The organism is Pseudomonas sp. TH07, from assembly GCF_016651285.1.
In the GTDB taxonomy this organism is placed as follows: domain Bacteria; phylum Pseudomonadota; class Gammaproteobacteria; order Pseudomonadales; family Pseudomonadaceae; genus Aquipseudomonas.
The window spans coordinates 4,651,439-4,677,343 of record NZ_JAEKED010000001.1 but is presented as its reverse complement, the minus strand read 5'-3'; the positions used below and the strand labels follow the sequence as shown (position 1 = coordinate 4,677,343).

The following is a 25,905-nucleotide window of genomic DNA, read 5'->3' as shown; positions in this document are numbered from 1 at the left end:
TTGACCGAACCTCGGGCGGTTCCTAGAATCGCCCGACATTTTTGCCCGGAACTTACTTCCAGCCAATGTCGTCATCTATTCGTAAAACCATCAATTCAGACGCATTGACGCGATTGGCTCAAGCTATCGCGGTGGCTGTGTCCGCCACCCTGGCGGGCTGCCAAAGCACCAGCCACGTCCCCCAGACCGAAGCCAGCCATACCCAGAATTTCAACGCCCGGATCAAGCAGAAGCCGATCTGGCTCAGTGAAAAACCCAGCCCGCAAGTACCCCAGGATGTCTGGGAACGCATGCGCCAGGGCTTCCAGTTGCAGGACGGCCTGGGCGTCAACCCTCGCATCGAACAACAGCGCCTGTGGTTTGCCAGTAACCCATCGTTCCTGGAAAACGCCGGCGAGCGCGGCAGCCTCTACATCCACTACATCGTCGAGCGCCTTGAAGAACGCAACATGCCGCTGGAACTGGCCCTGCTGCCCGTGATTGAAAGCGCCTACAACCCCATGGCCTATTCCCGGGCCGATGCGGTGGGCTTGTGGCAGTTCATTCCTTCCACCGGTCGCTACTTCAACCTGCGCCAGACCCGTTTCTACGATGGCCGGCGCGATATCACCGCCTCGACCACCGCGGCCATGGACTACCTGACCCGCCTGCACGACATGTTCAACGGCGACTGGCTGCTGGCCCTGGCGGCCTACAACGCCGGCGAAGGCACGGTCAGCCGGGCCATCGAGCGCAATGAAAAGCTCGGCCTGCCCACCGATTACTGGAACCTGCCGCTGCCGGCAGAAACCCAGGCCTACGTGCCCAAGCTGCTGGCCCTGTCTCAGGTGGTGCTGTCCCCCGAGGCGTACGGGGTCAACCTCAACCCGATCGCCAACGAACCGTACTTCCAGGTGGTCGAGATCAACCAGCGCATGGACCTGTCCAAGGTCGCGGCGGTGGCCAATATCGACGAGGACGAACTGTTCCAGCTCAACCCGGCATTCAAGCAGCGCACCACCATCGACGGCCCGCAACACCTGCTGGTGCCAACGTCCAAGGCGCAGTTGCTGACCACCAGCCTGTCGACCATGCGTCCTGAAGAGCTGATCAGCCAGCGTCCGCTCAAGCCGGTGTTCGAAGGCGCAACCCGCGCCGAGATCGCGGGCGTCAAGCGCACCTATCGGGTCAAGCGCGGCGACAACCTGGGCACCATCGCCAAGGCCAACAAGGTCGAGGTCAAGGACCTGCAACGCTGGAACCAGCTGACCGGCAAGAACCTCAAGGTCGGCCAGACCCTGGTCATGCAGGACAAGACCCGGCGTACTTCAGGCCGCACCACCACGGTGGTCGCAGCCAACAACAAGAAGTCGACCCAGTACAAGGTCAAGCAAGGCGACTCGCTGTACATGGTCGCCAAGCGCTTCAACGTCGAGATGCAGCACCTCAAGCGCTGGAACCCGCGCGCCGGCCAGGCCCTCAAGCCTGGGCAGATGCTGACGGTTTACCTGCCGCACTGATAGATGACGCTCAAAGGGCTTGCGCTGAGCAGGAAGACGGCTGTGGCGAGGGAGCTTGCTCCCGCTCCAGTGCGCAGCGCTGGCAAGCCTTTCCCCCTGACCTCATCTGTCTGAGGCTGCACGGCGCTCATGGCGACCAGCGCAGCCTCGTGCCTCGGCAGCGGCTTCAGCAGCCTGCGCGAGCAGGTTCCCCGGCAACAGAAAGCCTCACTCGCCCCATCCCCCTGTCCAAGCCTTAGAAAGCCCGCTACAACGGCCTTTTTCCTGCTGATACAAGCTGTTACTGTACCGAGCACAAAGCCCAAGCCGCCTGGATCGGATCTCTGACTTGATGCGTCCCCTCCTCCTGCTCCTAATCAGTCTGGCCTTGAGCTTTCCCGCAAGCGCAACGATCACCGAAAGTCATGGTTATGCGCAGTTCGGCACGCTCAAGTACCCGGCCAAATTCACCCATTACGATTGGGTGAACCCCGCAGCGCCCAAAGGCGGCACCTTGCGGGTCATGGCCTTTGGCACCTTCGACACCCTCAACCCCTACACCTTCAAGGGCACCAGCCCGGTCACCACCCCCAACTTCCTGCAATACGGGGTCAACGAGCTGAATGAGCCGTTGATGGTCGGCACCGGCCTGTATGCCCCTTCCGGCGACGAACCCACTTCCAGCTACGGCCTGATCGCGCGCTCCATCGAATACAGCGAGGACCGCAGCTGGGTGGTGTTCAACCTGCGGCCCGAAGCGCGCTTCCACGACGGCACGCCCATCACCGCCCGGGACGTGGCGTTTTCCTACCGGGTCCTGCTCAAGGAAGGCCATCCGCAATACCGCACCAACCTGCAGGAAGTGCAACGGGTCGACATCCTCGGCCCGCTGCGGATCCGCTTTGTGTTCAAGCGCGCCGGCAACCCCTTGCTGATCCTGCGCATGGGCGAGCTGCCGGTGCTGCCCCAGCACTACTGGAAGGGCCGGGACTTCAAGGCCACCACCTTCGAGCCGCCCCTGGGCAGCGGGCCGTATCGCATCACCCGGGTCCAGCCCGGCCGCCAACTGGTGTTCGAGCGGGTCAAGGACTACTGGGGCGAGAACCTGCCGGTGAACCGGGGCTTCAATAACTTCGACCGGGTCGAAGTCGAGTTCTACCGCGACAGTGACGTGGCCTTCGAAGCCTTCAAGGCCGGCGAGTTCGACATCTACATTGAGCACCAGGCCAAGAACTGGGCCAACGGCTACAACTTCCCGGCGGTCAATCGCGGCGATGTGATCAAGGCCCAGGTTGCGCACCAGATTCCGACCCAGACCCAGGGCCTGTTCATGAATACCCGGCGTGCCACCTTCGCCGAGGTCAAGGTGCGCGAAGCCCTGGGGCTGATGTTCGACTTCGAATGGACCAACCGCACCCTGTTCAGCGGCGCCTACAAGCGCGCCATGAGCTACTACCCCAACAGCGAGTTCTCGGCCAGCGGCCTGCCGGTCGGCCATGAGTGGCTGATGCTTTCACCGTACCGCGAGCAATTGCCGGCCAAGCTCTTCACCCAGCCCTTCAGCCTGCCCCAGACCGACGGCCGCGGCATTCCCCGGGACACCCTGCGCCGCGCCCTGAGCCTGCTCGGCGAAGCCGGCTGGAAGCTCAATGGCCAGCGCCTGGTCAATAGCCAGGGCCAGCCGCTGCGGTTCGAGTTGCTGCTGGTCAATCCGAACCTGGAGCGGATCCTGCAGCCCTATATCGAGAACCTCGCCAGCATCGGCATCGATGCACGCCTGCGCACGGTGGATCGGGCGCAGTACAAGCAGCGCCTGGACCAGTTCGATTTCGACATGATCCTCATGACCCTCAACCAGACCCTGAGCCCCGGCCTTGAGCAATGGCAGTACTTCCATTCGAGCCAGGTCGGGGTCAAGGGCAGCAAGAACTACGCGGGCATCGCCAATCCAATCGTCGATCACCTGCTGGAACAACTGCTCGCCGCCCAGACCCGCGACGAACAACTGGCCGCCGGCCGGGCCCTGGATCGAGTGCTGCTGTGGCAGCACTACATCATTCCCAACTGGTACCTCAATTATCATCGCCTGGCGTACCGCAACCGGTTCGCCTTCGTCACCACGCCGCCCTACCAATTGGGCCTGAGCGCGTGGTGGCTGAAGTCTTCGGAGAAAGCCCAATGATGACCATGCGCGCACTGCTGCAGGCCAGCGGCCTGTTGCTCTCGACTCTGGCCTGCCTGGCCCAGGCCGCCCCGCAACACGCCCTGACCCTGTACAGCGAACCGCCGAAATACCCCGCCGACTTCAAGCACTTCGACTTCGTCAACCCGGACGCGCCCAAGGGCGGCACCTTCCGCGAAGCCGGCTTCGGCGCGTTCGACAGCCTCAACCCGTTTATCAACAAAGGCGTGCCGGCGGACAATATCGGCCTGATCTACGACACCCTGATGCGCCAGAGCCTGGATGAGCCCTTCACCGAGTACGGGCTGATCGCCGGCAAGATCGAAAAGGCCCCGGACAACAGCTGGGTGCGCTTCTACCTGCGCCCCGAGGCGCGCTTCCATGACGGCCATCCGGTACGTGCCGAGGACGTGGTGTTCACCTTCCAGACCCTGATCAAATCCGGCGCTCCGCTGTACCGGGGCTATTACGCCGACGTCGCCGAAGTGGTGGCCGAGGACCCGCTGCGGGTGCTGTTCAAGTTCAAGCACAACAACAACCGCGAGTTGCCGCTGATCCTCGGCCAGTTGCCCGTCCTGCCCAAGCACTGGTGGGAAAATCGCGATTTCGCCAAGGGCAATCTGGAGATCCCCCTGGGCAGCGGCCCGTACAAGGTGTCCGAGGTCAAGGCCGGGCGTTCGATCCGCTACGAGCGGGTCAAGGATTACTGGGGCAAGGACCTGCCGATCAACCGGGGGTTCTACAACTTCGATGTCATGGCCACCGACTACTACCGCGACAACACCGTGGCCCTGGAGGCGCTCAAGGCCGGGCAATTCGACTTCTGGCTGGAGATGAGCGCGAAGAACTGGGCCACCGCCTACAACACCCCCGCCGTCGCCGCCGGCCGGCTGATCAAGGAGCAGATCGCCAACGGCAACCCCACCGGCATGCAGGGTTTTGTCTACAACATCCGCCGCCCGGTGTTCCAGGACGTGCGGGTGCGTCAGGCCCTGAGCCTGCTGCTGGACTTCGAATGGACCAACAAGCAGCTGTTCAACGGCGCCTACACCCGCACCCGCAGCTACTTTGAAAACTCCGAGATGGCGGCCACCGGCCTGCCCGATGCCGAAGAGCTGAAAGTCCTCGGCCCGCTGCGCAGCAAGCTGCCGGCCCAGGTCTTCAGCGAAGCCTTCGAGCCGTCGGTGTGCGACGGCAGCGGCATGATCCGCGCCCAGCAACGCCAGGCTTACCAGCTGCTGCAGGAAGCCGGCTGGCGTATCGTCGACGACAAGATGGTCGACGCCCAGGGCAAGCCGGTGGTGATCGAATTCCTGCTGGCACAGACCGAGTTCGAACGGGTGCTGCTGCCGTTCAAGCGCAACCTCAGCGACCTGGGGATTGACCTGGTGATCCGCCGGGTCGACGTTTCCCAGTACATCACCCGCCTGCGCTCGCGGGATTTCGACATGGTGGTCGGCAGCTTCCCCCAGTCCAACTCGCCGGGTAACGAGCAGCGCGAGTTCTGGCAGTCCTCCAGCGCCGACAAGCCGGGCAGCCGCAACTTCATCGGCCTCAAGGACCCGACCATCGACGCCCTGGTCGAAGACCTGATCAACGCCGACTCGCGACAGAGCCTGGTGGCCCATGCCCGCGCCCTGGACCGGGTGTTGCAATGGGGCTACTACGTGATCCCCAACTGGCACATCAAGACCTGGCGCGTGGCCTACTGGGACCATATCGGCCACCCCAAGGTCTCGCCCAAGTACGACATCGGCACCGCCACCTGGTGGATCAAGCCCGACGCCAAGCCCGCCGTGACCTCAAGCAGCCAGGACCCGGCCCAACCGGCCGGCGTGGAGCAATAAGATGCTGGCCTACATTGTTCGTCGACTGCTGCTGATCATCCCCACCCTGCTGGGTATCCTGCTGATCAACTTCGTCATCATCCAGGCCGCGCCCGGCGGGCCGGTGGAGCAGATGATCGCCAAGCTCGAAGGTTTCGAAGGCGCCACCAGCCGCATTGCCGGCGGCGGCGCCGAAGTCTCGGTGGCCGGTTCCAGCTACCGCGGCGCCCAGGGCCTGGACCCGGCCCTGGTCAAGGAAATCGAGAAGATGTACGGCTTCGACAAGTCGGCGCCGGAACGCCTGTGGATCATGATCAAGAACTACGCGACCCTGGATTTCGGCGACAGCTTCTTTCGCGATGCCAAGGTGGTGGACCTGATCAAGGAAAAGATGCCGGTGTCCATCTCCCTCGGGCTCTGGAGCACTTTGATCATGTACCTGGTGTCGATCCCCCTGGGGATCGCCAAGGCCACCCGCCACGGCAGCCACTTCGATGTCTGGACCAGCTCGGCGATCATCGTCGGCTACGCGATCCCGGCGTTCCTGTTCGCCATCCTGCTGATCGTGGTGTTCGCCGGCGGCAGTTACTTCGACTGGTTTCCCTTGCGCGGGCTGACCTCCAACAATTTCGACCAGTTGAGCTGGGGCGGCAAGATCCTCGACTACTTCTGGCACCTGGCCCTGCCGGTGACGGCCCTGGTGATCGGCAACTTCGCGACCATGACCCTGCTCACCAAGAACAGCTTCCTCGACGAGATCAACAAGCAGTACGTAATCACCGCCAAGGCCAAGGGCCTGACCCAGCGCAAAGTGCTGTACGGCCATGTGTTCCGCAACGCCATGCTGCTGGTGATCGCCGGCTTCCCCTCGGCCTTTATCGGGATTTTCTTCACCGGTTCGTTGCTGGTGGAAGTGATCTTCTCCCTCGACGGCCTGGGCCTGATGAGTTTTGAAGCGGCGATCAACCGCGATTACCCGGTGGTGTTCGGCACCCTGTTCATCTTCACCCTGCTGGGGCTGGTGGTGAAACTGATCGGCGACCTCACCTACACCCTGGTCGATCCGCGCATCGACTTCGAAAGCCGGGAGCATTGAGATGAAACTGTCCCCCCTCAATCGTCGGCGCTTCGAGCGTTTCAAGGCCAACAAGCGTGGCTGGTGGTCGCTGTGGCTGTTCCTGATCCTGTTTGGCGCGAGCCTGGGCGCCGAGCTGATCGCCAACGACAAGCCGCTGGTGGTGCATTACGACGACAGCTGGTACTTCCCGGCGCTCAAGCGCTACCCGGAAACCACCTTCGGCGGTGAATTCCCTCTGGAAGCCAACTACAAGAGCCCGTATATCCGCGAGCTGCTGGCGGCCAAGGATGCCTGGGTGCTCTGGGCGCCCATCCCGTTCAGCTACCAGAGCATCAACTACGACCTGCGGGTCCCGGCCCCGGCGCCGCCCTCGGCGGACAACCTGCTGGGCACCGATGACCAGGGCCGTGATGTGCTGGCCCGGGTGATCTACGGCTTCCGGATTTCGGTGCTGTTCGCCCTGACCCTGACCGTGCTCAGTTCCATCATCGGCGTGATCGCCGGCGCCCTGCAGGGCTTCTACGGCGGCTGGGTCGACCTGGTGGGGCAGCGTTTCCTGGAGATCTGGTCCGGGCTGCCGGTGCTGTACCTGCTGATTATCCTTGCCAGTTTCGTGCAGCCCAACTTCTGGTGGCTGCTGGGGATCATGCTGCTGTTTTCCTGGATGAGCCTGGTGGACGTGGTGCGCGCCGAGTTCCTGCGCGGGCGCAACCTGGAATACGTGCGCGCGGCCAGGGCCCTGGGGATGCAGAACGGCGCGATCATGTTCCGCCATATCCTGCCCAACGCCATGGTCTCAACCATGACCTTCATGCCGTTCATACTCACCGGTGCCATCGGCACCCTGACCGCCCTCGACTTCCTCGGCTTCGGCCTGCCCCCGGGCGCACCGTCCCTGGGCGAGCTGGTGGCCCAGGGCAAATCCAACCTGCAGGCTCCGTGGCTGGGCATCAGTGCCTTTGCCGTGCTGGCGATCATGCTCAGCCTGCTGGTGTTTATCGGCGAGTCCGCTCGCGACGCCTTCGACCCGAGGAAATGAGATGAATCAGGACAATCTGATCGAAGTCCGCGACCTCGCCGTCGAATTTGTGGTCGGCGAGCAACAGCAACGGGTGGTCGAAGGCATCAGCTTCGACATCAAGCGCGGCGAAACCCTGGCCCTGGTGGGCGAAAGCGGCTCCGGCAAGTCGGTGACCGCGCACTCGATCCTGCGCCTGCTGCCCTACCCCCTGGCACGCCACCCCTCCGGCACCATCACTTATTCCGGCCAGGACCTGCTGACCCTGAAAGAGAAGACCCTCCGCCATATCCGAGGCAACCGGATCGCGATGATCTTCCAGGAGCCCATGACCTCCCTCAACCCGCTGCACAGCATCGAGAAGCAGATCAATGAAGTGCTCGGCCTGCACAAGGGCCTGAGCGGCAAGGTCGCGACCCGACGCACCCTGGAACTGCTGGAGCTGGTGGGCATCCCTGAACCGCACAAGCGGCTCAAGGCCCTGCCCCACGAGCTTTCCGGCGGCCAGCGGCAGCGGGTGATGATCGCCATGGCCCTGGCCAACGAGCCGGAGCTGCTGATCGCCGACGAACCGACCACCGCGCTGGACGTCACCGTGCAGTTGAAGATCCTCGAACTGCTCAAGGAATTGCAGGCCCGCCTGGGCATGGCGCTGCTGCTGATCAGCCACGATTTGAACCTGGTGCGGCGCATCGCCCACCGGGTGTGCGTGATGCAGCGCGGGCGGATTGTCGAGCAGGCGTCGTGCGCCGAGCTGTTCCGCTCGCCGCAGCACCCTTACACCCAGGAGTTGCTGGCGGCGGAACCCAGCGGCATCCCGGCCGGCAACGAAGTCGGGCCGCCACTGCTGGAGGTCGACGACCTGAAAGTCTGGTTCCCGATCAAGAAAGGCTTTCTGCGCAACACCGTGGACTACGTCAAGGCCGTGGACGGCATCAATTTCAGCCTGCCCCAGGGCCAGACCCTGGGCATCGTCGGCGAAAGCGGCTCGGGCAAATCGACCCTGGGCCTGGCCATCCTGCGGCTGATCGGCAGCAAGGGCGGGATTCGCTTCGAAGGCCAGGCGCTGGACAGCCTGTCGCAGCAACAGGTGCGCCCGCTGCGTCGGGAAATGCAGGTGGTGTTCCAGGACCCGTTCGGCAGCCTCAGCCCGCGCATGAGCGTCAGCCAGATCGTTGGCGAAGGCCTGCGCATCCACAAGATCGGCACCGAGGCCGAGCAGGAACAGGCAATCATCGACGCCCTCAAGGAAGTCGGCCTCGACCCCGAGACCCGCAATCGCTACCCCCATGAGTTCTCCGGCGGCCAGCGCCAGCGCATCGCCATTGCCCGGGCTCTGGTGCTCAAGCCACGGCTGATCCTGCTCGACGAACCGACCTCGGCCCTGGACCGCACCGTGCAACGCCAGGTGGTGGAGCTGCTGCGCAAGCTGCAAAGCAAGTACAACCTGACCTACCTGTTCATCAGCCACGACCTGGCAGTGGTCAAGGCCCTGAGTCATCAACTGATGGTGATCAAGCACGGCCAGGTGGTGGAACAGGGCGACGCCAAGGACATCTTCGCCGCGCCGCAACACCCCTACACCCGGCAGTTGCTGGAAGCCGCGTTTCTGGTGCCCGAGGAAGCCGAATAAGGCCCCGCCCTCGCCACAGCGTTAAGCGAAACCCGTTAGTGGGTGGTGCAATCCTGCCCTTGTGTGGCGAGGGAGCTTGCTCCCGCTGGCCCGCGCAGCGGGCCCAATCCCTACCACCTCGACGCATCTGACCCGACGCAGTGCACCCCCTTGCAACCGCTAAGCGGCCGAACGCGAGCTTGCTCCCTCGCCCCTGGGTGGCTATTCACCTAGCGCCGAGGCTGCCCAACACAAAACAACGCCACGGCCGCCTCGCTGCCCGTGAGGCCCAGGGTGGCGTTCATCGACAGGTCATCGAAGCCCATCACCACCACCGCGCCCAATCCGACGGCCGTCACGGCCAGGTACATGTTCTGGGTCACCGCGCCGGCCTCGAAATCCACGTAGCGCGCACCCCGGAGGCCATCGGCCTGCTGCTCGGCAAAATGCCGGATCGCCAACTCGCGGTCAGCGATGATCACCACCACGGCGGCGGCCTGCTCCAGCCAGGTTTCATCGCCCAGGGCCGCGGCGTTGAGGCTGCCCGGGCTCAACGCCGGGCCGACCTGATGCAGGGTGGCCAAGGCACTGTCGAAGTCGTGGACACCGGGGGCGAGGCCCTCCACGCGCCGGGCAATCACCCGCAGGCGCAGAGGGTGCAAGGCATGCGCCGAAGGTGCGCCGCGCTTGCCGTCGGGCGAGGTGTGGCCCTGGCCGGCCAGCAGGATCGAGTTCAGTTGTGCCAGGGCCAGGCCCTGGTCACTGAAATCGCGCTGGCTGCGTCGGTTCGACAACAGGCTGTGCAGCAGGTCACTGGCGCGGGCATCCATGGGGCGTCTTCCAGGCTGAAAAAGAGCCTGACGTTAACAGCTTCGCCAAGGCCCCGATCAAAGTTTTTTGCGCAGCGCCTGCTTGTGCACGTACATCGCCTTGTCCGCCTCGGCCAGCAGGTCTTCGACGCTCTGCTGGCTCTCGGGGTCGTACTCCACCAGGCCGACGCTGAAGCGCAAGTCGTAGCCGCGCTGCAGGGTCGTGTTGCGCTCGTCGAGGATCTCTTGCAGGCGGGCCATGATCGCCGAGGTCTCGATATGGTTGGAACCGGTCAGCAGCGCCACGAACTCGTCGCCACCCAGGCGGCCGATCACGTCGCTTTCGCGAAAGGCGATGCGCAGCACATCGGCGAAAGTCTTGAGTGCCATGTCGCCTTCGGCATGGCCGTAGGTGTCGTTGATCTGTTTGAAGTCGTTGAGGTCGAAAAACAGCAGGGTCGCGGGTTTGGCCAGGCGCTGGCATGCCGCCAGGCCATAGCGGGCCAGGGCCACGAAACCACGGCGGTTGGACAGCAGGGTCAGCTCATCCATGCTCGCCATCTGCACCGCCGCCAGTTCCTGCTCGGCCATGCGTCCCAGGTCGCGCAGGAGCCCGCGCTCCTCGTCGTCGAGATCCCGTGGCTTGACGTCGATCAGGCACAGGGTGCCGAGCTTGCTGCCATCGGCCACGGTCAGCGGACAGCCGGCGTAGAAGCGAATCCCCGGCTCGCCGACCACCAGTGGGTTGTCATGGAAACGGTCGTCGAGCTCGGCATCGCTGACCAAAAGGATCTGCTCGCCGAGAATCGCATGCCCGCAGAATGAGATATCCCGCGAGGTTTCGCTGGCCTCCAGGCCCATGCAGGACTTGAACCACTGCCGCTCGCTGTCCACCAGACTGACCAGAGCAATGGGCACGCCGAACAAGCGCTTGGCCAGGCGGGTCAGCCGGTCGAAACGTTCTTCGGCCTCGGTATCGAGCAGCTTCAATGCATGTAGGGTCTTCACCCGCGCAGCTTCATTGGCGGGCTTGGCTGGGGACAACATCGCGAACTCCATTGGGCGGCTAACTTTTTTGCTTAGCGTAGACCACCGCCCCTTTTCACTCCCGACCGTTTTACCGATCCGCCGCCGACGTCCGCCCTCCAGGCACCTCAAGGCTCAAAGCCTGGGCTTGAGCAACAACCCGCTGTAACTCAGCAGAAACAAAGCCAGGGCCGCGCACCACAAGGCCGCCGACAACCCCAGCGCCCAGCCGTTGAACGGCACCAGCAGCACCCGACACAAGGCCGCCAGCAGCATCAGGCCAAAGCCGATCACCACCGTTATCGGCGCGCGCAGGGGGCGCCCGGTATGCCCCAGGCTGACCCGGGCGATCATCGCCAGCACCAGACCGCCCAACCCGCCCACCGCCAGGGCATGGCTGGCCAGGCTTTGGTACGGCAATACACCGAGGTGCCAGAGCCCCATCGCCAGCGCCGCCAGGGCCAGCCAGGCATAGGCCAGGTACAGCGACCACAACAGCGGCACGCGCCACAGGCCGCGGTCATGCCAACGCCACAGCCGCCGCACGTGCAAGACCAGGAGCAAACCATAGGGCAGCACCAGCCAGGGCGTCGGCAGCTCACCCAGGCCCAGGCCGATGGACAGCGCCAGCAGCAACGTGGTGATCAACAGCAGGCGCGTGGTCCAGGGGCGGTCCGCCGGGCTGGCCGGGCGGTTCAGGCCGCGCTGGATAAAGAACGGAATCACCCGCCCGCCAATCAAACTGAGCAGCGCCGCCACCAGCCACAGGGCCGCCAGCACGCCGCGCCGCTGATAGGCCAGGTCATTCTCGGCGATGCCCCACAGGGTCAGGCCCTGGCACAGCGCCAACAGCCCCAGCACCGCGACGATCGGGTAATTGTCGCGTTTGCCGGCGGCCACCAGTTCACGGCCCAGGACCCACGCCAGCAGCGGTAAAAACAGCCCTTGCAGCCCGAGCAGCAGCGGAGCCGGCAACGGCAGCCACCACGCCAGGCGCGCCACCAGCCAGATCAGCCACAGCCCGAACAACGGCCCGCCGCTGATGCCGGGGCGCCCGGTCCAGTTCGGCACCGCGGTCAGTAGAAAACCGGCAATGATCGCCGTGGCGAAACCAAAGGGCATCTCGTGTCGATGCCAGGCCAGCATCCCACCCACCGGCTGCACGCCGGGCAAACGCCCGTACAGCCACATCCCCCAGAGCGCCAGGGCGACGCAGCCAAAGCCGGCCCCGGCGAGAAAAAACGGGCGAAAGCCCAGGCTCCACAGCGGTCGACCGGTCCAGCTCAGGTAAGACTTACGCCATGACACAGGCTGCACTCCCCTGCTCTGCGTACAACCGGCGCTGAGCCAGTAAACGCATGACATAACCGACCTTGAGCAAGGTCGGCCCGAGAATCACCAGGGTGTGCAGGGACACCAATGCGCCAATCGGCGCCGGCCCCGAATAGAAATAGGCGCCATACACGCCCACCGCCAATAACAACGCGCCCAGGGCCAGCACCTTGCTCGACAGTTGCAGGACCTGCTGCGGTGAACTGAAGTCACGGATCATCATGGATACTCCTCGACAGCGCTTCGGATATAGCCTTGTAGTATCAGTATTCATGCCAACCAATAACGCCTTTAAATTCAGCTAGATAAAATCATTCGAGTCATAATGACATCTTATTTTCGAAGTCCTTATGACTATCTACGCAGTCATAATGACGCATAAAGCCAGGCTGCCTTTTTCTGCGCCAAAGGCGTAGATTTGCCCGATTCGCGCCCGCCCCCTTGGGCGCCGTCCCCTCTTGCACACAAGGATGACTCCTGGTGGCTAACCGTCCCGCTCCCGTCAGTGCCGAAAAAAGCCTGGGCCGCCTGTTGCTGGAGCTGCTCTGGCAATTGCTGGCACTGCTGCTGCCGATCTTTTTCGTCACCCTGCTGCCGCCGCCCCTGGCGTTGCTGGTGGTCGCCAGCTGCGCACTGCTGGCCTGGCTCAGCGCGCGCCTGGGCTGGAGCACCCTGGCCCGGGGCTGGATCCGTCTGCTGATCAGCGCGGTGTTCGGCCTGGGGTTCAGCTTGGGCCGGGCGCTCCCGGCGTACTGGGACATTGCCGCGGCGTTTGTCAGCATCGTTGCCGGGATGGCGGCTATCAGCAGTCTGGAGCGGCGCCTGGGCCTGGCCCGCGTCACCCAAGGCGACGCCTCCGGCCCCAGCGCCTGGGGCGGCAACGAACCGCAAGTGACCCCGGAAGGCGAGCCGATCCGGGTGTTCAACCAGGGTGAAATCGCCATGGGCGGCCCGACCTATTGCGACTACCTGTTCCCCGATGGTGTGCTGCTGGAGGGCCTGGGCGCCTCGGCGCGCTTCAGCGAGGACGGGCGCTACTTCGCAGCCCCAGTGCCGTCGCGCCAAAACTGGGGGCTGGTGATACTCGACCGCCAGCAGCGCCGGGTCTATCACTGCGCCCACAGTGAGTTCTGGGAACTCGATCGCTTCGATGCAGCGGGCCTCGGCGGTCGCTACAGCCCGCTGGTGGACAACGGCACGCGCCAGGACCCGCTGCAAGATTTGCTGCAGGGCGCGCGGGCGGTGGACCTGGTGCCGATCGCCGACCTGTGGCTCGAGCCCGGCGCCTGGCAGCAGGCCGTGGCCCGGGTCGGGCTGGAGGAACACAGCCCCGAGGGCAAGCACTGCCTGACGGGGCAGATTGCCCTGCCTGACAGCCTGCGCACGTTGGAGCGACCCCTGGAGCCATTGCGCAGCCCCCGCTATCACCTGAGCCTCGACGGCCAGCCTTCCGGCCTGCTGCTCGGGGCCGACAGCCCGCGGGTGTGGAGCGCGACCGGCGACGGGTTTGCCTGCCTGGCGGACGACCCGGCCAGCGACACCCGCGGCTATTGGCTGTGGCAACTCGACCGGGGCTGGCGGGCGCTGCCCGAGCCCTGGCAGGCGAGCCCGCAGGAGCCGTCCTTCTACTGGTACAGCCTGCCGGCCCTGGACCATCAGCACCTGCGCTTCGACGCCTACCTCGACTGCGCCCAGCCGGACTACGGGACCTACGGCTACCAACTGCAGAGCATCCACAGCGACACCCAGACCCAGGTCGGCCATGACGCCCAGGGCCGGGTCCAGGTCGCCGACCTGCCCCTGGCGCGGATCCGCCTGGTGCTGCCGCTGGACAGCCAGGGCCAGCGCGGCAGCGCCCAGATCGAATCCCAGCCCTTGCTCGACGAGGTGCGGGCTCGCTTCAGTTGGCTCAGCGACAACCCGGACGGCCTCGGCGGCTACCAGTGCCAGATCGGCGACTGGAGCCTGCCGGGCAGTTGGCTGCTCGACCACCGGGTATCCACCTGCCAGCGCTACCTGGCCCTGCTGCCCTTTACCCAGGCCCCAGCGGTGGCCGGCCAGGTGCTGGTGGCGGATGTGCAACAGCGTCGGCTGATCCCAGGTCCGCCCATGCTCGCGGCGCGAATCCTCGATTTTCGCGATGCCCGCCTGAGCCTGGCGCTGATTGCCGGACGCCTTGACCAGTCGCTGCACAGCCACCCGTTACAGCGCTGCAACCAGCCGGCAGGCCCTGCCGAAACCGCCGCGTCGTTCTGCCGTTACCGCGAGGACTCACGCCTGTACTACCAGGTCGCGACCTTGCAGATCGAAGCTGGACACCTGCGGCGCCTGCCGGACTGGCGCCGGGTGCAGCGCCCGCAAGCCGCAGTGGCCGATGGCGATTTCATCCAGCCCAGCCCTGGCGGGGAGGATGCCGCCTGGCTGTTCGGCTGCCAGACCGAGTACGCCGACAGCTGGCTGCGGCCGAGCATGCCGCGCCTCGGCGGGCACCTGCTGACGGCCTCGGGTTGCGCGCTGAAGGACCTGGCGCCGTCGATGATCTGGTCCGGGGACGGGCGCTACCTGGCACTGACCCGCCTGCTGAGCGAGACCCAGGGACGCGATCAAAACGGCCGGGGCTGGCAGTTGCTGCTGCTCGATGTGCGCGAGCGCAGCCTGCGCATCGCGGCGCAGCCGTTGCACAACCGCCCGCAGTTCGAAACGTTTGTCGGCGACCGCCTGAGTGTCCGCCTGTTTGAACGGGACTGGCAGCCCGAGCGCGATGGCGATTCCGGCCACCTGCTGAAGCTCGACCTGGCCCAGTTGCTGAGCCTGCCCGCCGAGCCGCTGATCGAGCATCACGGCCTGTGGCTGCGCGCCGCCGATCAGGCCGACCTGGAGGCCTGGCAAGCGTTGCCGCGCCCGGACTGCATCGACTTTACCGGCCCCGCCGCCCGGCGCTGAGGCCGCTTCCTCAGCCTTCGGTCAACGGTCGGCGCGTGGCCTGCACGCGCTGCGCAGTGTCGATCACAAATTGGGGGATCTGCGCCGCCGGCAAGGCCTTGCTGAAGTACCAGCCCTGGATGATCAGCTCCGAGCTGGACTGTAGAAAGTCCAGTTGCTCGCGGGTTTCGACGCCTTCGACCACCACTCCCAGGTCCAGGGTCTCGCAGAACCGCAACAGGCCATTGAGCACCTGGGCGCCCTTGGCTTCGTGCTGGGCGAGGACAAAACTGCGGTCGATCTTGATGCTGTCCACGGCAAACTGATGCAGGTAACTCAAGGCGGAAAAGCCGGTGCCGAAATCGTCGATATAAAACCGCGCACCCATGGCATGCAGCTTGCTGATCAGGCGCTGGGTGATCAGCACATCGCCCACCAGCGCATCTTCGGTGACCTCCACCGAGACCCGGCCCTGGGCCCGGGCGAGGATTTCCAGGAGGCGTTCGCTGTGCTCGGCGGAGGCCAGGGTCGCGCCGGAAATATTGATCGTGATCGGCAGTTCGAAACCGCTTTTCTGCCAACTCAGGTGCTGGCGCACCGCCTGGGAGGCGACCCAGAAGTCCACATCCGCCATCAGCTTGGCCTGGCCCAGCCACTGCAACAGTTCCCAGGGCGACTGCTCGCTGCCGCCGCGATCCCGCGCCCGCAGCAACGCCTCGCAGCCGGTGCAGAGCCCCGTGCGCTGGGACACCTGGGGCTGGTACTCGAGGTGGAACTCGTACTCGCTGAGCTGCTGCACCCGGGAGAACGCATGGGCGCGCAGGGCCGCGGCCTTATAGGAGGCCACCACCGGATCGAGTTCGAACAGCCGGCCCTTTTCTTCCAGGCCGTGAAAGGTGGTGTCGAAGGTCCTCAGGTAGACCTTGGCGTTCTCCGCGCTCTGGCGCTGAATCGCGCGTACATAGGGCACATAAATCACGGTGCCCAGGCCCAGCAGCACCACCTGCAGCAACACCGCGCCCCAGTCGCCCTGAGTACTCAGGTAGGCATTGAGCAGCACCGGTGCAGTGAACGGCACCGTGGCCACCGACGGCGCCACCCAGCCCAGTTGCACCGCGCCCAGCGCCAGGGTGGCGTTGACCATCGGCACCAGCACAAAAGGCACCAGCAGGCGCGGATTGAGGATGATCGGCAAGCCGAACAGCAACAGTTCGTTGACGTTGAACAGCGACAGCGGCAGGCTCGCCACCGCCAGCAGGCGCATCGACTGATTGCGCGAAAACAGCAGGATGGCCAGCACCAGGGCCAGCGATCCGCCCGAGCCCCCGATAAAGGCGAAGCAACCCAACAGGCCGCTGTTGAGGGCGAAGCGCACCGGTTGCCCGGCGGCCAGGTCGCTGGCATTCATCGCCACGGCCTGGTCCATCACGTCGAACAGCGGCTGCATGGCGTAAGAGCCATGAATCCCGAAAAACCACAGGATCGAATTGGCCGAGGTCAGCAAGGCCGCACTGCGGTAGGGGCTGTCCAGCGAGCCGAGACTCATGGGCTGCTGCATGTAGGCGATCTGCGGAATCTGCAGCAGCAATTGCAGCACGCACACCAGCAGCAGCACGGTCACCGCCCCCGGCAGCACCATATTGATGGTGCCCTTGAGGTTGTAGCCCACCAGGTCTTCGTGCACCAGGCGGGTCCAGCGCCGACGGTGCAGCCAGGCAATGATCGGCACCGTGACCAGGGGCGACGCGATGGCGATGAACAGGACGAAGGTCGCCGCCGCTAACGGGTAATCACGCAACAGGTAGCTGGCGATCACCACATGGGCCAGGCACAGCAGGGCCACGGGCAATTGCGGCAAGCGGTAGCGGATGGCCAACATGTAGCCGATGGACGTTGCCACCAGCAGCGGTAGCACCGAGTTGATCTGGGTATGCAGGCCGGCGAACATCTCCGACACCTGCACCGGCAGGCCCAGGGCGCGGGCACATTGGGCCAGGATCAGAAAACTGGCCGAGACCAGCAGGCAAGGCAGCAACCACAACAACCCTTCACGAATCGCCCGCAACGACTCGGCGCCCGCCAGGGCCGCCAGGCGATGGGTGAAGAACAGCCTGAACAGGGTTTTCGGCATCTGGTTACCCCTCCCTTGCAACACCCGGACAAGCGCTGGCCTGCTCGAAAGCTGACGAGAGTGAAGCTAACACTGAAGAAACACCGACCCGCAAGGGCTATTTTCCTCGTGGCTCAGGGCTGCTTGACGTAGGTCCCGCGCAAGTCGCGGTACTCGTAGTTGCCCGACATCAGCAGCGCGCCCTTGAGCAACTGCAAGCGGTAGCCGCGCCGGGTTTGCGGGTCCCAGACTATAGCCAGATTGCTGGCGGTCAGCGGCACCCGTTGCTGCATCAGCAGCGGCGCCACGCCGGGGCGTTCAAGGCGCATGCTCACATCGACAGTGCCCAGGGCATGGGGCTCGGTGCCGGGCACCAGGGTCAGGATCAACTCGGCGCTGCGCTGCTCGGCAGCGTCACGCATCAGGTAGCGTCCACCGCGCTGCTCATCGGCCACCGGCCCGAGCTTGTCCTCGGCCACCTTGCCAGGGGTTTCCTGCAGCATCCCGTTAAAGCGCTTCGCACCCTGGACCCAGACCGCCTCACGCTTGCCCTGCGGGTTGTTTTCGGTCTGCACATACCAGGTGCCGGTGATCTCGCCATGGCTGCCGGACTCCACCAGGGTCACGCTGCCGGTCTCATAGTCGCCCCCCACCAGAAGGATCGGCTGGCCGCTGCCGCCTCTGGGATAACGCACTTCGCCCACCAGCACTTCGCCCTGGCGCTGCCACCAGAGCTCGACCGGGATCTTGCCCTCGAGGGTGCCCTTGAACACTTGCGGCGCCTCGCTGACCGGGCTCTCGAGTCGTGAATGCTCCTGCCACTGACCGTCGACCAGGGCACGGTAGGTGACGTTGAAATAACCCCGGGGCATGAAGCCCTCCTCGGGCGTTGGGGTGTAGCCCTGCTCGATCCGCTCCTCGACCATCAGCGGCAGGTTGTTTTCCACCTTCCAGCTGGCGTCCTGATGCCAGCAGCAGCCGCTTTTGGACCAGGTGTGCAGGCGCTGGGCCTGGCGATCGGTGTCGAACATGCCCAACTGCCCATTACGGGTCAGGTCGGAAAACGCCGGGCTCAGTTGCAGGCGCCGGGTGCCGGGGTCGAACAGGTAGACATCGTAGGACGGCCCGCCATAACCGCCCTCGCTGCCATTGCGCAGGGCCAGGTCCTGTTCGCCATCAAAGTTGAAGTCATCGAAAAACAACGCGCTCTGGTCGCCGTACATCGGCGCCTGCCCGGTGGACAGGCTGCCGTCCTGCCTGAGGGTGGCATAAGCGGCAGGCGAATCCAGGGTTTGCAGGAGTTCGTCACTGGTTTTGTCACGCAGGCTGACGGTGGCCGGCGCCGATTCGTAGCTGTCGACCGGGGGCTGGGCAAAGCGCAGTTCGACGCGGTATTTCTGCGCCGGGTCAGTCAACTGATACACCAGCGGCTCGGCGGCGGCCGCAGTGGCCAGCAGCAGGCCGGCAACCACCAGCACGGGGCGGATAGACATGGGGAGCGGCATCCTTGCAAAACAATCGGGGCGCGCAGTTTAACGGCAAGCACCGGTTACTGAAACGCACCCGATGCAAAAGCAAACCAATATCATTTGCACCGGACTGACCCTTTTGCTTAAATCGCGATCAATTCCTATTTGCACCCAAGGCGCCCCCCACGCCGGATGGACATCGTGCTTTCACCCCTGCCCCCCGATACCGCCCTGGTCCAGACCCTCTACAGCACCCACCATCGCTGGCTGTACGAGTTGCTGCGCCGTCGCCTGAGTAACGCCTGCGACGCCGCCGACCTGGCTCACGACATTTTCGTCCGGGTGCTCAAGCGCCCGCCGGTGCTGGCCTGTGTGGTGCACCAGCGTTCGTACCTGGCAACCATTGCCCGTGGCCTGTGCATCGATCACTGGCGCCGCCGGCAACTGGAACAGGCCTGGTTGCAGGCCCTTGCCGCGCGCCCCGAACCACTGCAACCGTCGCCGGAGCAGCGGGCGATTATCATCGAGACCCTGTACGAAGTGGATGCCATGCTCGCGCGCCTGCCGCAGCGGGTCAGCGCCGCCTTTGTCCTCGCGCAACTGCACGGCATGCCCTACAAGGCCATCGCCGTGGAAATCGGCGTCAGCGAACGCATGGTCAAGAAATACCTGGCCCAGGCCCTGATGCACTGCGCGATGCTCGAAGCCGAGCTCGACGGCCTGCTGGTGCAATGACCCATGGCCAATGAAGCCAGGCGCGGCACCCTCAGCCACGCCAGCCTGCAACAGGCCGCGCAATGGTTCGTGCAGCTGCACGATCCGCAGGCCACCGAGCACGAGCGCCAGCGCTGGCAGCAGTGGATCGAACAGAACCCGGAACACCAGCAGGCCTGGTGTTACGTGGAGCGGGTCAGCCAGCGTTTTGCGCCACTGCAGGTCGCCGGCGAACAACAGGCCGCCAGCCAGGCCCTGCGCCACGGCGCCCGCGCGGGGCTGTCACGCCGGCAGAGTATGCGGGGCCTGCTCTTGCTCGGCGGCGCCAGCCTGCTGGGCTGGGGCACCTGGCGCGGCACCGCGCTGCCCGATGCCCTGAGCCGCTGGAGTTCGGACTACGCCACCGGCACCGGCGAAACCCGCGAAGCGCTGCTCAGCGACGGCAGCCGGATCTGGCTCAATGCCTTGAGCGCCCTGGACGTGCGCTACGACCCGCAGCAACGCCTGCTGCGCCTGCACCTGGGTGAAGTGCTGATCGACACCGCCCGGGATGCGCTGCAACGGCCCTTCCTGGTGCACAGCGAACACGGGCAGATGCGCGCGCTCGGTACGCGCTTCAGCGTGCGCCGGGAGCCGCAACGCACCCTGCTCAATGTGTATGCCGGGGCGGTCGAGGTGCGCACCGCCGACGGTGGCCAGGTGCAGGTGGTCGAGGCCGGCCGGCAACTGGCCTTCGACCGCTACAGCCTGGGCCCGAGTCAGCACGCCAGCGCCGCCCGCGAAGCCTGGAGCCGAGGCCTGCTGCTGGCCGACAACCTGGCCCTGGGGCAACTGGTGCAGGAGCTTGGGCATTACCGCAGCGGGCACCTGGGCTGCGATCCGGGCATTGCGCACCTGTCGGTGATGGGCTCGTTCCCGCTGCACGACAGCGACCAGGCCCTGCGTCTGCTGGAGGCCGCGCTGCCGGTCCGGGTCCGGCGCCTGGCGCCCTGGTGGGTCAGCCTCGAAGCCAGGGCATGAGCCCCTGAAGATTTTTTTTGACCTGCGGTTCCCTTTTCGATGTTTGCTTCGGTTAACCCCTTAGCAGCACTCACATTGCCGATCGAATTGATCCAAAGGGACCCCCATGCCGTCACCCACCACCCTGCGTTTGCGCTTCCCGTTGCGCCCCCTGGCCCTGGCCATCCCCGCCGCCCTGCTGTGCCTGGCACCCCTGCCGGCCCAGGCCGCCGAAGCGCCCGCCAGTGAACACCAGACCCGCGCCTTCAACATTGCCCCGGGTTCGCTGGTGACGGCACTCAACAGCTTCTGCGAACAGGCCGGGATCTTCCTCGCCGGGCAGAACGAGTTGGCACAGGGCAAGCGCAGCGCCGGGCTCAGCGGCAACTACAGCGTCGCTGAAGGCTTGCAGCGCCTGCTCCAGGGCTCCGGCCTGCAGGCCCAGCCCCTGAGCAGCGGCGGCTATGTGCTGCAGAGCCTGCCCGAGGGCAGCGGTCGCGTGGAACTGGGGGCCACCACTGTCTCGGCCCAGGGCCTGGGCGCCACCACCGAGGGCACCCAGTCCTACACCACCGGCGCCACGTCGTCGGCCACCGGCCTGGCCCTGTCCCTGCGCGAAACGCCGCAGTCGGTGACCGTGATCACCCGCCAGCAAATGGATGACCAGGGCGCCACCAGCATTGCCGACACGCTGCGTCGCGCCCCCGGGGTCAGCGTGCAGAACTACGACAGCGAGCGCTGGGAGTTCTCGACCCGGGGCATGCCCATCACCAACTTCCAGTACGACGGGGTCAACTCGACCTACGACGGGGTCTACGACTACGGCACCACCAGCACCGATATGGCGACCTTCGACCGGGTCGAAATCATCAAGGGCGCCAGCGGCCTGATGACCGGCTCGGGCGACCCATCGGCCACGGTCAACCTGATCCGCAAACGCCCGACCCGGGACTTCAAGGCCTCGGTCACCGGTACCGTCGGCTCCTGGGACAATTACCGCAGCGAGGGCGATATCTCCGGCCCGCTGACCGAAAGCGGCAACGTGCGCGGGCGCTTTGTCGGGGTCTATCAGGAACGCCAATCCAACCTCGACCACTACCAGAACACCAAGGACATCGCCTACGGCATCCTGGAAATGGACCTGACCCCCGACACCCTGCTGACCTTCGGCATGGACCAGCAGAACACCCGCTCTCGCGGTGCCAGCTGGACCGGCTTCCCGATGTACAACAGCGACGGCTCGCGCACCCGTTTCTCGCGCTCCTTCAACCCCGGCACCGACTGGAGCCGCCGCGACTTCCAGACCCAGACCCTGTTCGCGTCCCTGGAACAGAAGCTGGCCAACGACTGGAAACTCAAAGTCAGCTACGACCGCAAACACCGCGAGCACGACACCCTGCTCGGCTCGGCCAGCGGCGGCAACCCGGATGCGGCCACCGGTGACGGCATGTTCATGTACATGGGCAAGTTCGTCGGTGACCAGACCCAGGACAATATCGACATCAACCTCAGCGGCCCCTTCACCCTGCTCGGCCGCGAACATGAGCTGATCGCAGGTTTCACCTCGATGAACGCGCGCCAGAACGACCCGGTCTATGGTTCGGTGTACCCGCTGCTCGGCAGCAGCATTTACGACTGGAACGGCAAGTTCGCCAAGCCGGATATTCCCCGCGCCGGCAGCGACAAGATCAGCAAACGCCAGACCGGCGCCTACCTCGCCACCCGGCTGAAACCCACCGACGACCTGTCGCTGATCCTGGGCGGGCGGGTCAGTGACTTCAAAGCCTCGGACTTCACCGACTTCGACGACCCGGCCCAGGCCGACATGCGCACCGGCTACCACCAGACCGGGGTAGTGACGCCTTACGCGGGCGTGGTCTATGCCCTCAACGACACGTACTCGGTGTACACCAGCTACACCAATATCTATCAACCGCAAATGAGCAAGGACGCCAGCGGGCAGGTCCTCGACCCCATCGAAGGCGACAGCTACGAGGCCGGGATCAAGGCCGAGTACCTGGACGGCCGGGTCAATGCCAGCTTCGCCGTGTTCAGGATCGAGCAGGACAACGTGGCGCAGATCGTCAGCGGCTTCGGCACCGACGCCATCTACCGCGCCGCCGAGGGCGCCACCACCAAGGGCTTCGAACTGGAACTGGCCGGCGAGCTGCTGGAAGGCTGGAACCTCAGCGCCGGCTACAGCTATAACCACACCCGCGACGTCAACAACGACTATGTCTATGGCTCGGTTCTGCGCAGCACCGCGCCGCAGCAGGTGGCCCGGGTGTTCAGCAGCTACCGGTTGCCCGGCGCCCTGCAGAAACTTACCATCGGCGGCGGCGTCAACTGGCAGAGCGAGTTCTACGGCAATGTGTTCCAACCCGACCCGAACGACACGGTCAACGGCGGCCATGACTCACGCCTTACCCAGGACGGCTACTTCCTGGTCGACGCCATGGCCCGCTACCAGTTCAACCAGCACCTGAGCTCGACCCTCAACGTGAAGAACCTCTTCGACAAGAAGTACTACACCGGCATTGGCAACTTCAGCACCGGCTTCTATGGCGAACCCCGCAGCCTGCAACTGACCACCAAATGGGATTTCTGACCTGACCTGTAGCCGCTGCCAAGCCGGCGAAGCTCGGCAGCGGCTACAGGTTTGAAAACACTTGAATCGGCCGGGCCGGCGCCTGACACTCGTTCACCCCGGCCCGCCCCAAGGAAGCCCCGCGATGAAGCCGTCAGGCGCCCAGCACTTCGACCAGGCACCCCATTTCTGGCGCGATGCAGCCTTGCCTTTTATCGAGGCCCGGGCCATCGCCGATGGCCGCAAGGCCTGCTATGCCCGGCACTCCCACGAACAATTCTCCTTCGGCACCATCACCGCCGGGCACAGCACCTACGTGCATGAGCACCGCACCTTTCACGTCAGCACCGGTAGCGTGGTGCTGATCAACCCAGGCGTGGTGCACGCCTGCAACCCGATCGAGGACCAGCCCTGGTCGTACCGCATGCTGTATGTCGACACCTCCTGGCTGACGGCCTTGCAGCAACAGACAGGGTTCAGCCAGGGCCCGGGTTTCCAGCCCTATTCCACGCCGTTGAGCAACGACCCGCAGCTGTTTGCCCGGGGCAACCAGCTCTATGCCGTGCTGTTGGATGAACAGCTGTCGAGCCTGGACAAACAGCAGCAGGTCGCAGATTTTTTCCGCACCTTGCACCAGCACCTCGAGCCCGGTTGCGCGCCGCTGCCCGAGCCCAGGCACAAGCTGGAACGCGCCGCCGACTACATCCGCGACAACTGTACCCGCGCCCTGAAAATGCACGATATCTGCCAGGCCGCGGAGCTGTCGGCGTCTTACCTGAACCGTGCGTTCAAGCAGCACTACGGCATGACGCCCCACGCCTTCCTGGTCAACCAGCGGGTGCAGCTCGCCTGCCTGCGGCTGCGCCAGGGCGCGGCGATCGCCGAAGTGGCCGCCGAAGCCGGCTTTGCCGATCAGGCCCACCTGCAACGCGCGTTCAAGCAGCACCTGTCGGCGACGCCCGGGCAGTACCGCGCCTGACTCAGGGCAGCAACAGGTAGCCGGCACTCAGCACCAGCAATGCAGCCATGCTGCGGTTGAAACGGCGCACGCCCCCGGGGTGTTCCAGGTACTGGCGCAAGAAGGTGCCGGCGTAGGCCCAGCAGGCCACCGACAGGTAGCAGATCACCAGGTACACCGCCGCAAACAGCCACACCAGCCGAGCCTCGCCATTGGCGGCAAAGGCCCCCATCCCGGCCACGCAGGCCAGCCAGGCCTTGGGGTTGAGCCACTGCATCAGCGCGCCATACAGCATCGACGGCGCCCGACCGTTGCCCTGGCTGTCGATCTGGCCACTGTCCCGCGCCAGCTTGTAGGCCATGAACAGCAAAAAGCCCACGCCAAACAGCTGGATCCCCCGGGTCAGCCACGGCCAGCGCAACAACAGCTCATGCAGCCCCAGGCCGATCAGCACCAGCAACAGAATGAAGCCCAGGGTCGCGCCGGTCACATGCCGCAGGCTGGCCCGCAAACCGAACCGGGCACCCGCACTCAAGGCCACGATATTCACCGGGCCGGGGGTAATCGAACAGGCCAGGGCAAAGGCCGCCATGGAAAATATAACGCTCATCACCTACCTTCTCCCCATCACAATGTCTGGCCAGCACGGTAGATGCCCGGCCCGGCCCCTGTATTGAAGAAAACTGCCCCCGGCCCCAAGCCGCGCCCATGGAATAAGCCGATGCGCCCCGTCCCGCCGCTGTACACCCCACGCCTGCTGTTGCGCATGCCGACCCTGAGCGACCTGGATGCGGTCCATTCGATCCATGGCGACCCCGAAACCAACCGCTTCAACCCCAATGGCGCAGCCAGCCGCGATGCCTGTCGGGACAAGGTGCAGGGCTGGATCGAACACTGGCGACAACAGGGGTTTGGTTACTGGGCGCTGTGCCGGCGCGAACGCCCTGAAGAGATCCTGGGGTTTGGCGGGATCATGGATTCGCGCTTTGGCGAACGCACCGGGCTCAACCTGTACTTCCGCCTGGCGGTGCCCGCCTGGGGCCAGGGCTATGCCAACGAGATGGCGACCGCCGCCCTGGAACTGGCGTTCCACCGCCTGCAGCGCCCGGCCGTGATCGGCCTGGTGCGCCCCGACAACCTGCCTTCGCGGCGCGCCCTGGAACGCCTGGGGCTGAGCCTGTACGGCGAACTCGAGGATTTCCCCGAGCTCGCGCCCAGCCTGCTGTATCGCCTGGACGCCGAGGACTACCTGGCCCACCACCCACGGCCCGGTGGCGCCTGATGCCGGCCTTCGAACTCTGCCCGGCCCAGCGCGACGAACTGGATATCCTCGACCATCTGTTGCAGTTCTACCTTTATGAACTCAGCGCCTGGCTGCCCCTCAAACTCGGGCGCCACGGCCTGTACGAGATCCAGTCCCAGGACGACTACTGGCGCTCGCCCCATACCCGCCCATGGCTGATCCGTGTCGACGGTGAGCTGGCCGGTATGGCCTGCGTCGATGACCGGGTGCATGCGGCAAGCACCCGCTACAACCTGGGCTACCTGTTCATCAGCCGCAGGTTTCGCGGCCTGGGCCTGGGGCGCGCGGTCAGCGCCCGATTGCTCGAGCAACTGCCGGGCGCCTGGCAAATCGTCCATATCGACGCCAACCAGCCGGCACGGATGTTCTGGGCCAGGGTCATGCCCATCCTCAGCGGTGGTACCTTCGATTGCCAAGCCATCAGCGCCGATGGCTACCCCTGCACCCTGTACAGTTTCAATCACCCCTAGACGAAAGAGAGC

The 25,905-nt window shown here is 65.0% G+C and carries 20 protein-coding genes; 13 read left to right on the top strand and 7 right to left on the bottom strand.

Annotation, left to right across the window (positions count from 1 at the left end; genetic code table 11):
* Positions 1-65: 65 nt before the first annotated feature.
* The 6 genes from JFU57_RS21705 (at position 66) to JFU57_RS21680 (ending at position 9,215) form a co-directional block, all read left to right on the top strand.
* Positions 66-1,499 carry a transglycosylase SLT domain-containing protein gene (locus JFU57_RS21705; protein WP_078471296.1) on the top strand — a complete coding sequence of 478 codons (1,434 nt, stop codon included), beginning with the start codon at positions 66-68 and terminating at the stop codon, positions 1,497-1,499.
* A 331-nt stretch (positions 1,500-1,830) separates the two neighbouring features.
* Entirely contained in the window at positions 1,831-3,660 is a 1,830-nt protein-coding gene (locus JFU57_RS21700; RefSeq protein ID WP_201130730.1) for an extracellular solute-binding protein, read from the top strand.
* Positions 3,657-5,507 (top strand): extracellular solute-binding protein, encoded by a 1,851-nt coding sequence (locus tag JFU57_RS21695; RefSeq protein ID WP_201130729.1) that lies wholly within the window; start codon positions 3,657-3,659, stop codon positions 5,505-5,507. Before JFU57_RS21700 ends, JFU57_RS21695 begins: the two co-directional genes overlap by 4 nt.
* A gap of 1 nt (position 5,508) precedes the next feature.
* Positions 5,509-6,582, top strand: coding sequence for a microcin C ABC transporter permease YejB (locus tag JFU57_RS21690; protein WP_078471299.1), 1,074 nt, complete (start codon positions 5,509-5,511; stop codon positions 6,580-6,582).
* Position 6,583: 1 nt separating this feature from the next.
* The gene (locus JFU57_RS21685) at positions 6,584-7,603 is read left to right on the top strand and encodes an ABC transporter permease (RefSeq protein WP_020296098.1); all 1,020 of its coding nucleotides are present in this window, start codon (positions 6,584-6,586) and stop codon (positions 7,601-7,603) included.
* 1 nt (position 7,604) lies between these two features.
* A complete protein-coding gene (locus JFU57_RS21680; RefSeq protein ID WP_201130728.1) occupies positions 7,605-9,215 on the top strand; it encodes an ABC transporter ATP-binding protein in 1,611 nt (536 codons plus the stop codon).
* A 209-nt stretch (positions 9,216-9,424) separates the two neighbouring features.
* Here JFU57_RS21680 and JFU57_RS21675 read toward each other — a convergent pair whose 3' ends face one another.
* The 4 genes from JFU57_RS21675 to JFU57_RS21660 all read right to left on the bottom strand — a co-directional run bounded on the left by JFU57_RS21675 (position 9,425) and on the right by JFU57_RS21660 (position 12,581).
* Positions 9,425-10,024, bottom strand: coding sequence for a SagB/ThcOx family dehydrogenase (locus JFU57_RS21675; RefSeq protein WP_201130727.1), 600 nt, complete (start codon positions 10,022-10,024; stop codon positions 9,425-9,427).
* Positions 10,025-10,081: 57 nt separating this feature from the next.
* Positions 10,082-11,050 carry a GGDEF domain-containing protein gene (locus JFU57_RS21670; RefSeq protein WP_078471302.1) on the bottom strand — a complete coding sequence of 323 codons (969 nt, stop codon included), beginning with the start codon at positions 11,048-11,050 and terminating at the stop codon, positions 10,082-10,084.
* A 114-nt stretch (positions 11,051-11,164) separates the two neighbouring features.
* Positions 11,165-12,337, bottom strand: coding sequence for an NnrS family protein (locus tag JFU57_RS21665; protein WP_201130726.1), 1,173 nt, complete (start codon positions 12,335-12,337; stop codon positions 11,165-11,167).
* The gene (locus tag JFU57_RS21660) at positions 12,324-12,581 is read right to left on the bottom strand and encodes a transmembrane sensor/regulator PpyR (protein WP_201132166.1); all 258 of its coding nucleotides are present in this window, start codon (positions 12,579-12,581) and stop codon (positions 12,324-12,326) included. Before JFU57_RS21660 ends, JFU57_RS21665 begins: the two co-directional genes overlap by 14 nt.
* A 257-nt stretch (positions 12,582-12,838) precedes the next feature.
* On the opposite strand from JFU57_RS21660, the gene JFU57_RS21655 reads away from it, so the two are divergent.
* Complete coding sequence (locus tag JFU57_RS21655) at positions 12,839-15,304, top strand: hypothetical protein (protein WP_207202455.1); 2,466 nt, start codon at positions 12,839-12,841, stop codon at positions 15,302-15,304.
* A gap of 10 nt (positions 15,305-15,314) precedes the next feature.
* Here the strand turns inward: JFU57_RS21655 and JFU57_RS21650 are convergent, their stop codons facing one another.
* Positions 15,315-17,414 carry an EAL domain-containing protein gene (locus tag JFU57_RS21650; RefSeq protein WP_201130724.1) on the bottom strand — a complete coding sequence of 700 codons (2,100 nt, stop codon included), beginning with the start codon at positions 17,412-17,414 and terminating at the stop codon, positions 15,315-15,317.
* A 113-nt stretch (positions 17,415-17,527) separates the two neighbouring features.
* Complete coding sequence (locus JFU57_RS21645; RefSeq protein WP_201130723.1) at positions 17,528-18,886, bottom strand: XAC2610-related protein; 1,359 nt, start codon at positions 18,884-18,886, stop codon at positions 17,528-17,530.
* Between the two features lie 168 nt (positions 18,887-19,054).
* Here JFU57_RS21645 and JFU57_RS21640 point away from each other — a divergent pair, with 168 nt between their 5' ends.
* The 4 genes from JFU57_RS21640 to JFU57_RS21625 all read left to right on the top strand — a co-directional run bounded on the left by JFU57_RS21640 (position 19,055) and on the right by JFU57_RS21625 (position 24,141).
* The gene (locus tag JFU57_RS21640; RefSeq protein WP_078471307.1) at positions 19,055-19,597 is read left to right on the top strand and encodes a sigma-70 family RNA polymerase sigma factor; all 543 of its coding nucleotides are present in this window, start codon (positions 19,055-19,057) and stop codon (positions 19,595-19,597) included.
* Positions 19,598-19,600: 3 nt separating this feature from the next.
* Positions 19,601-20,596, top strand: coding sequence for a FecR domain-containing protein (locus JFU57_RS21635; protein ID WP_201130722.1), 996 nt, complete (start codon positions 19,601-19,603; stop codon positions 20,594-20,596).
* Between the two features lie 106 nt (positions 20,597-20,702).
* Positions 20,703-23,183, top strand: a complete 2,481-nt coding sequence (locus JFU57_RS21630; protein WP_201130721.1) for a TonB-dependent siderophore receptor — start codon at positions 20,703-20,705, stop codon at positions 23,181-23,183.
* 124 nt (positions 23,184-23,307) lie between these two features.
* Positions 23,308-24,141: an AraC family transcriptional regulator gene (locus tag JFU57_RS21625; protein WP_201130720.1), complete on the top strand. Its 834-nt coding sequence runs from the start codon at positions 23,308-23,310 to the stop codon at positions 24,139-24,141.
* Position 24,142: 1 nt separating this feature from the next.
* Here JFU57_RS21625 and JFU57_RS21620 read toward each other — a convergent pair whose 3' ends face one another.
* On the bottom strand, positions 24,143-24,730 hold the full coding sequence (locus tag JFU57_RS21620) for a LysE family translocator (RefSeq protein WP_201130719.1): 588 nt from the start codon (positions 24,728-24,730) through the stop codon (positions 24,143-24,145).
* 111 nt (positions 24,731-24,841) lie between these two features.
* On the opposite strand from JFU57_RS21620, the gene JFU57_RS21615 reads away from it, so the two are divergent.
* A complete protein-coding gene (locus JFU57_RS21615; protein ID WP_201130718.1) occupies positions 24,842-25,402 on the top strand; it encodes a GNAT family N-acetyltransferase in 561 nt (186 codons plus the stop codon).
* Positions 25,402-25,893: a GNAT family N-acetyltransferase gene (locus tag JFU57_RS21610; protein ID WP_201130717.1), complete on the top strand. Its 492-nt coding sequence runs from the start codon at positions 25,402-25,404 to the stop codon at positions 25,891-25,893. The genes JFU57_RS21615 and JFU57_RS21610 overlap by 1 nt, the downstream gene beginning before the upstream one ends.
* The last annotated feature ends 12 nt before the right edge of the window (positions 25,894-25,905 follow it).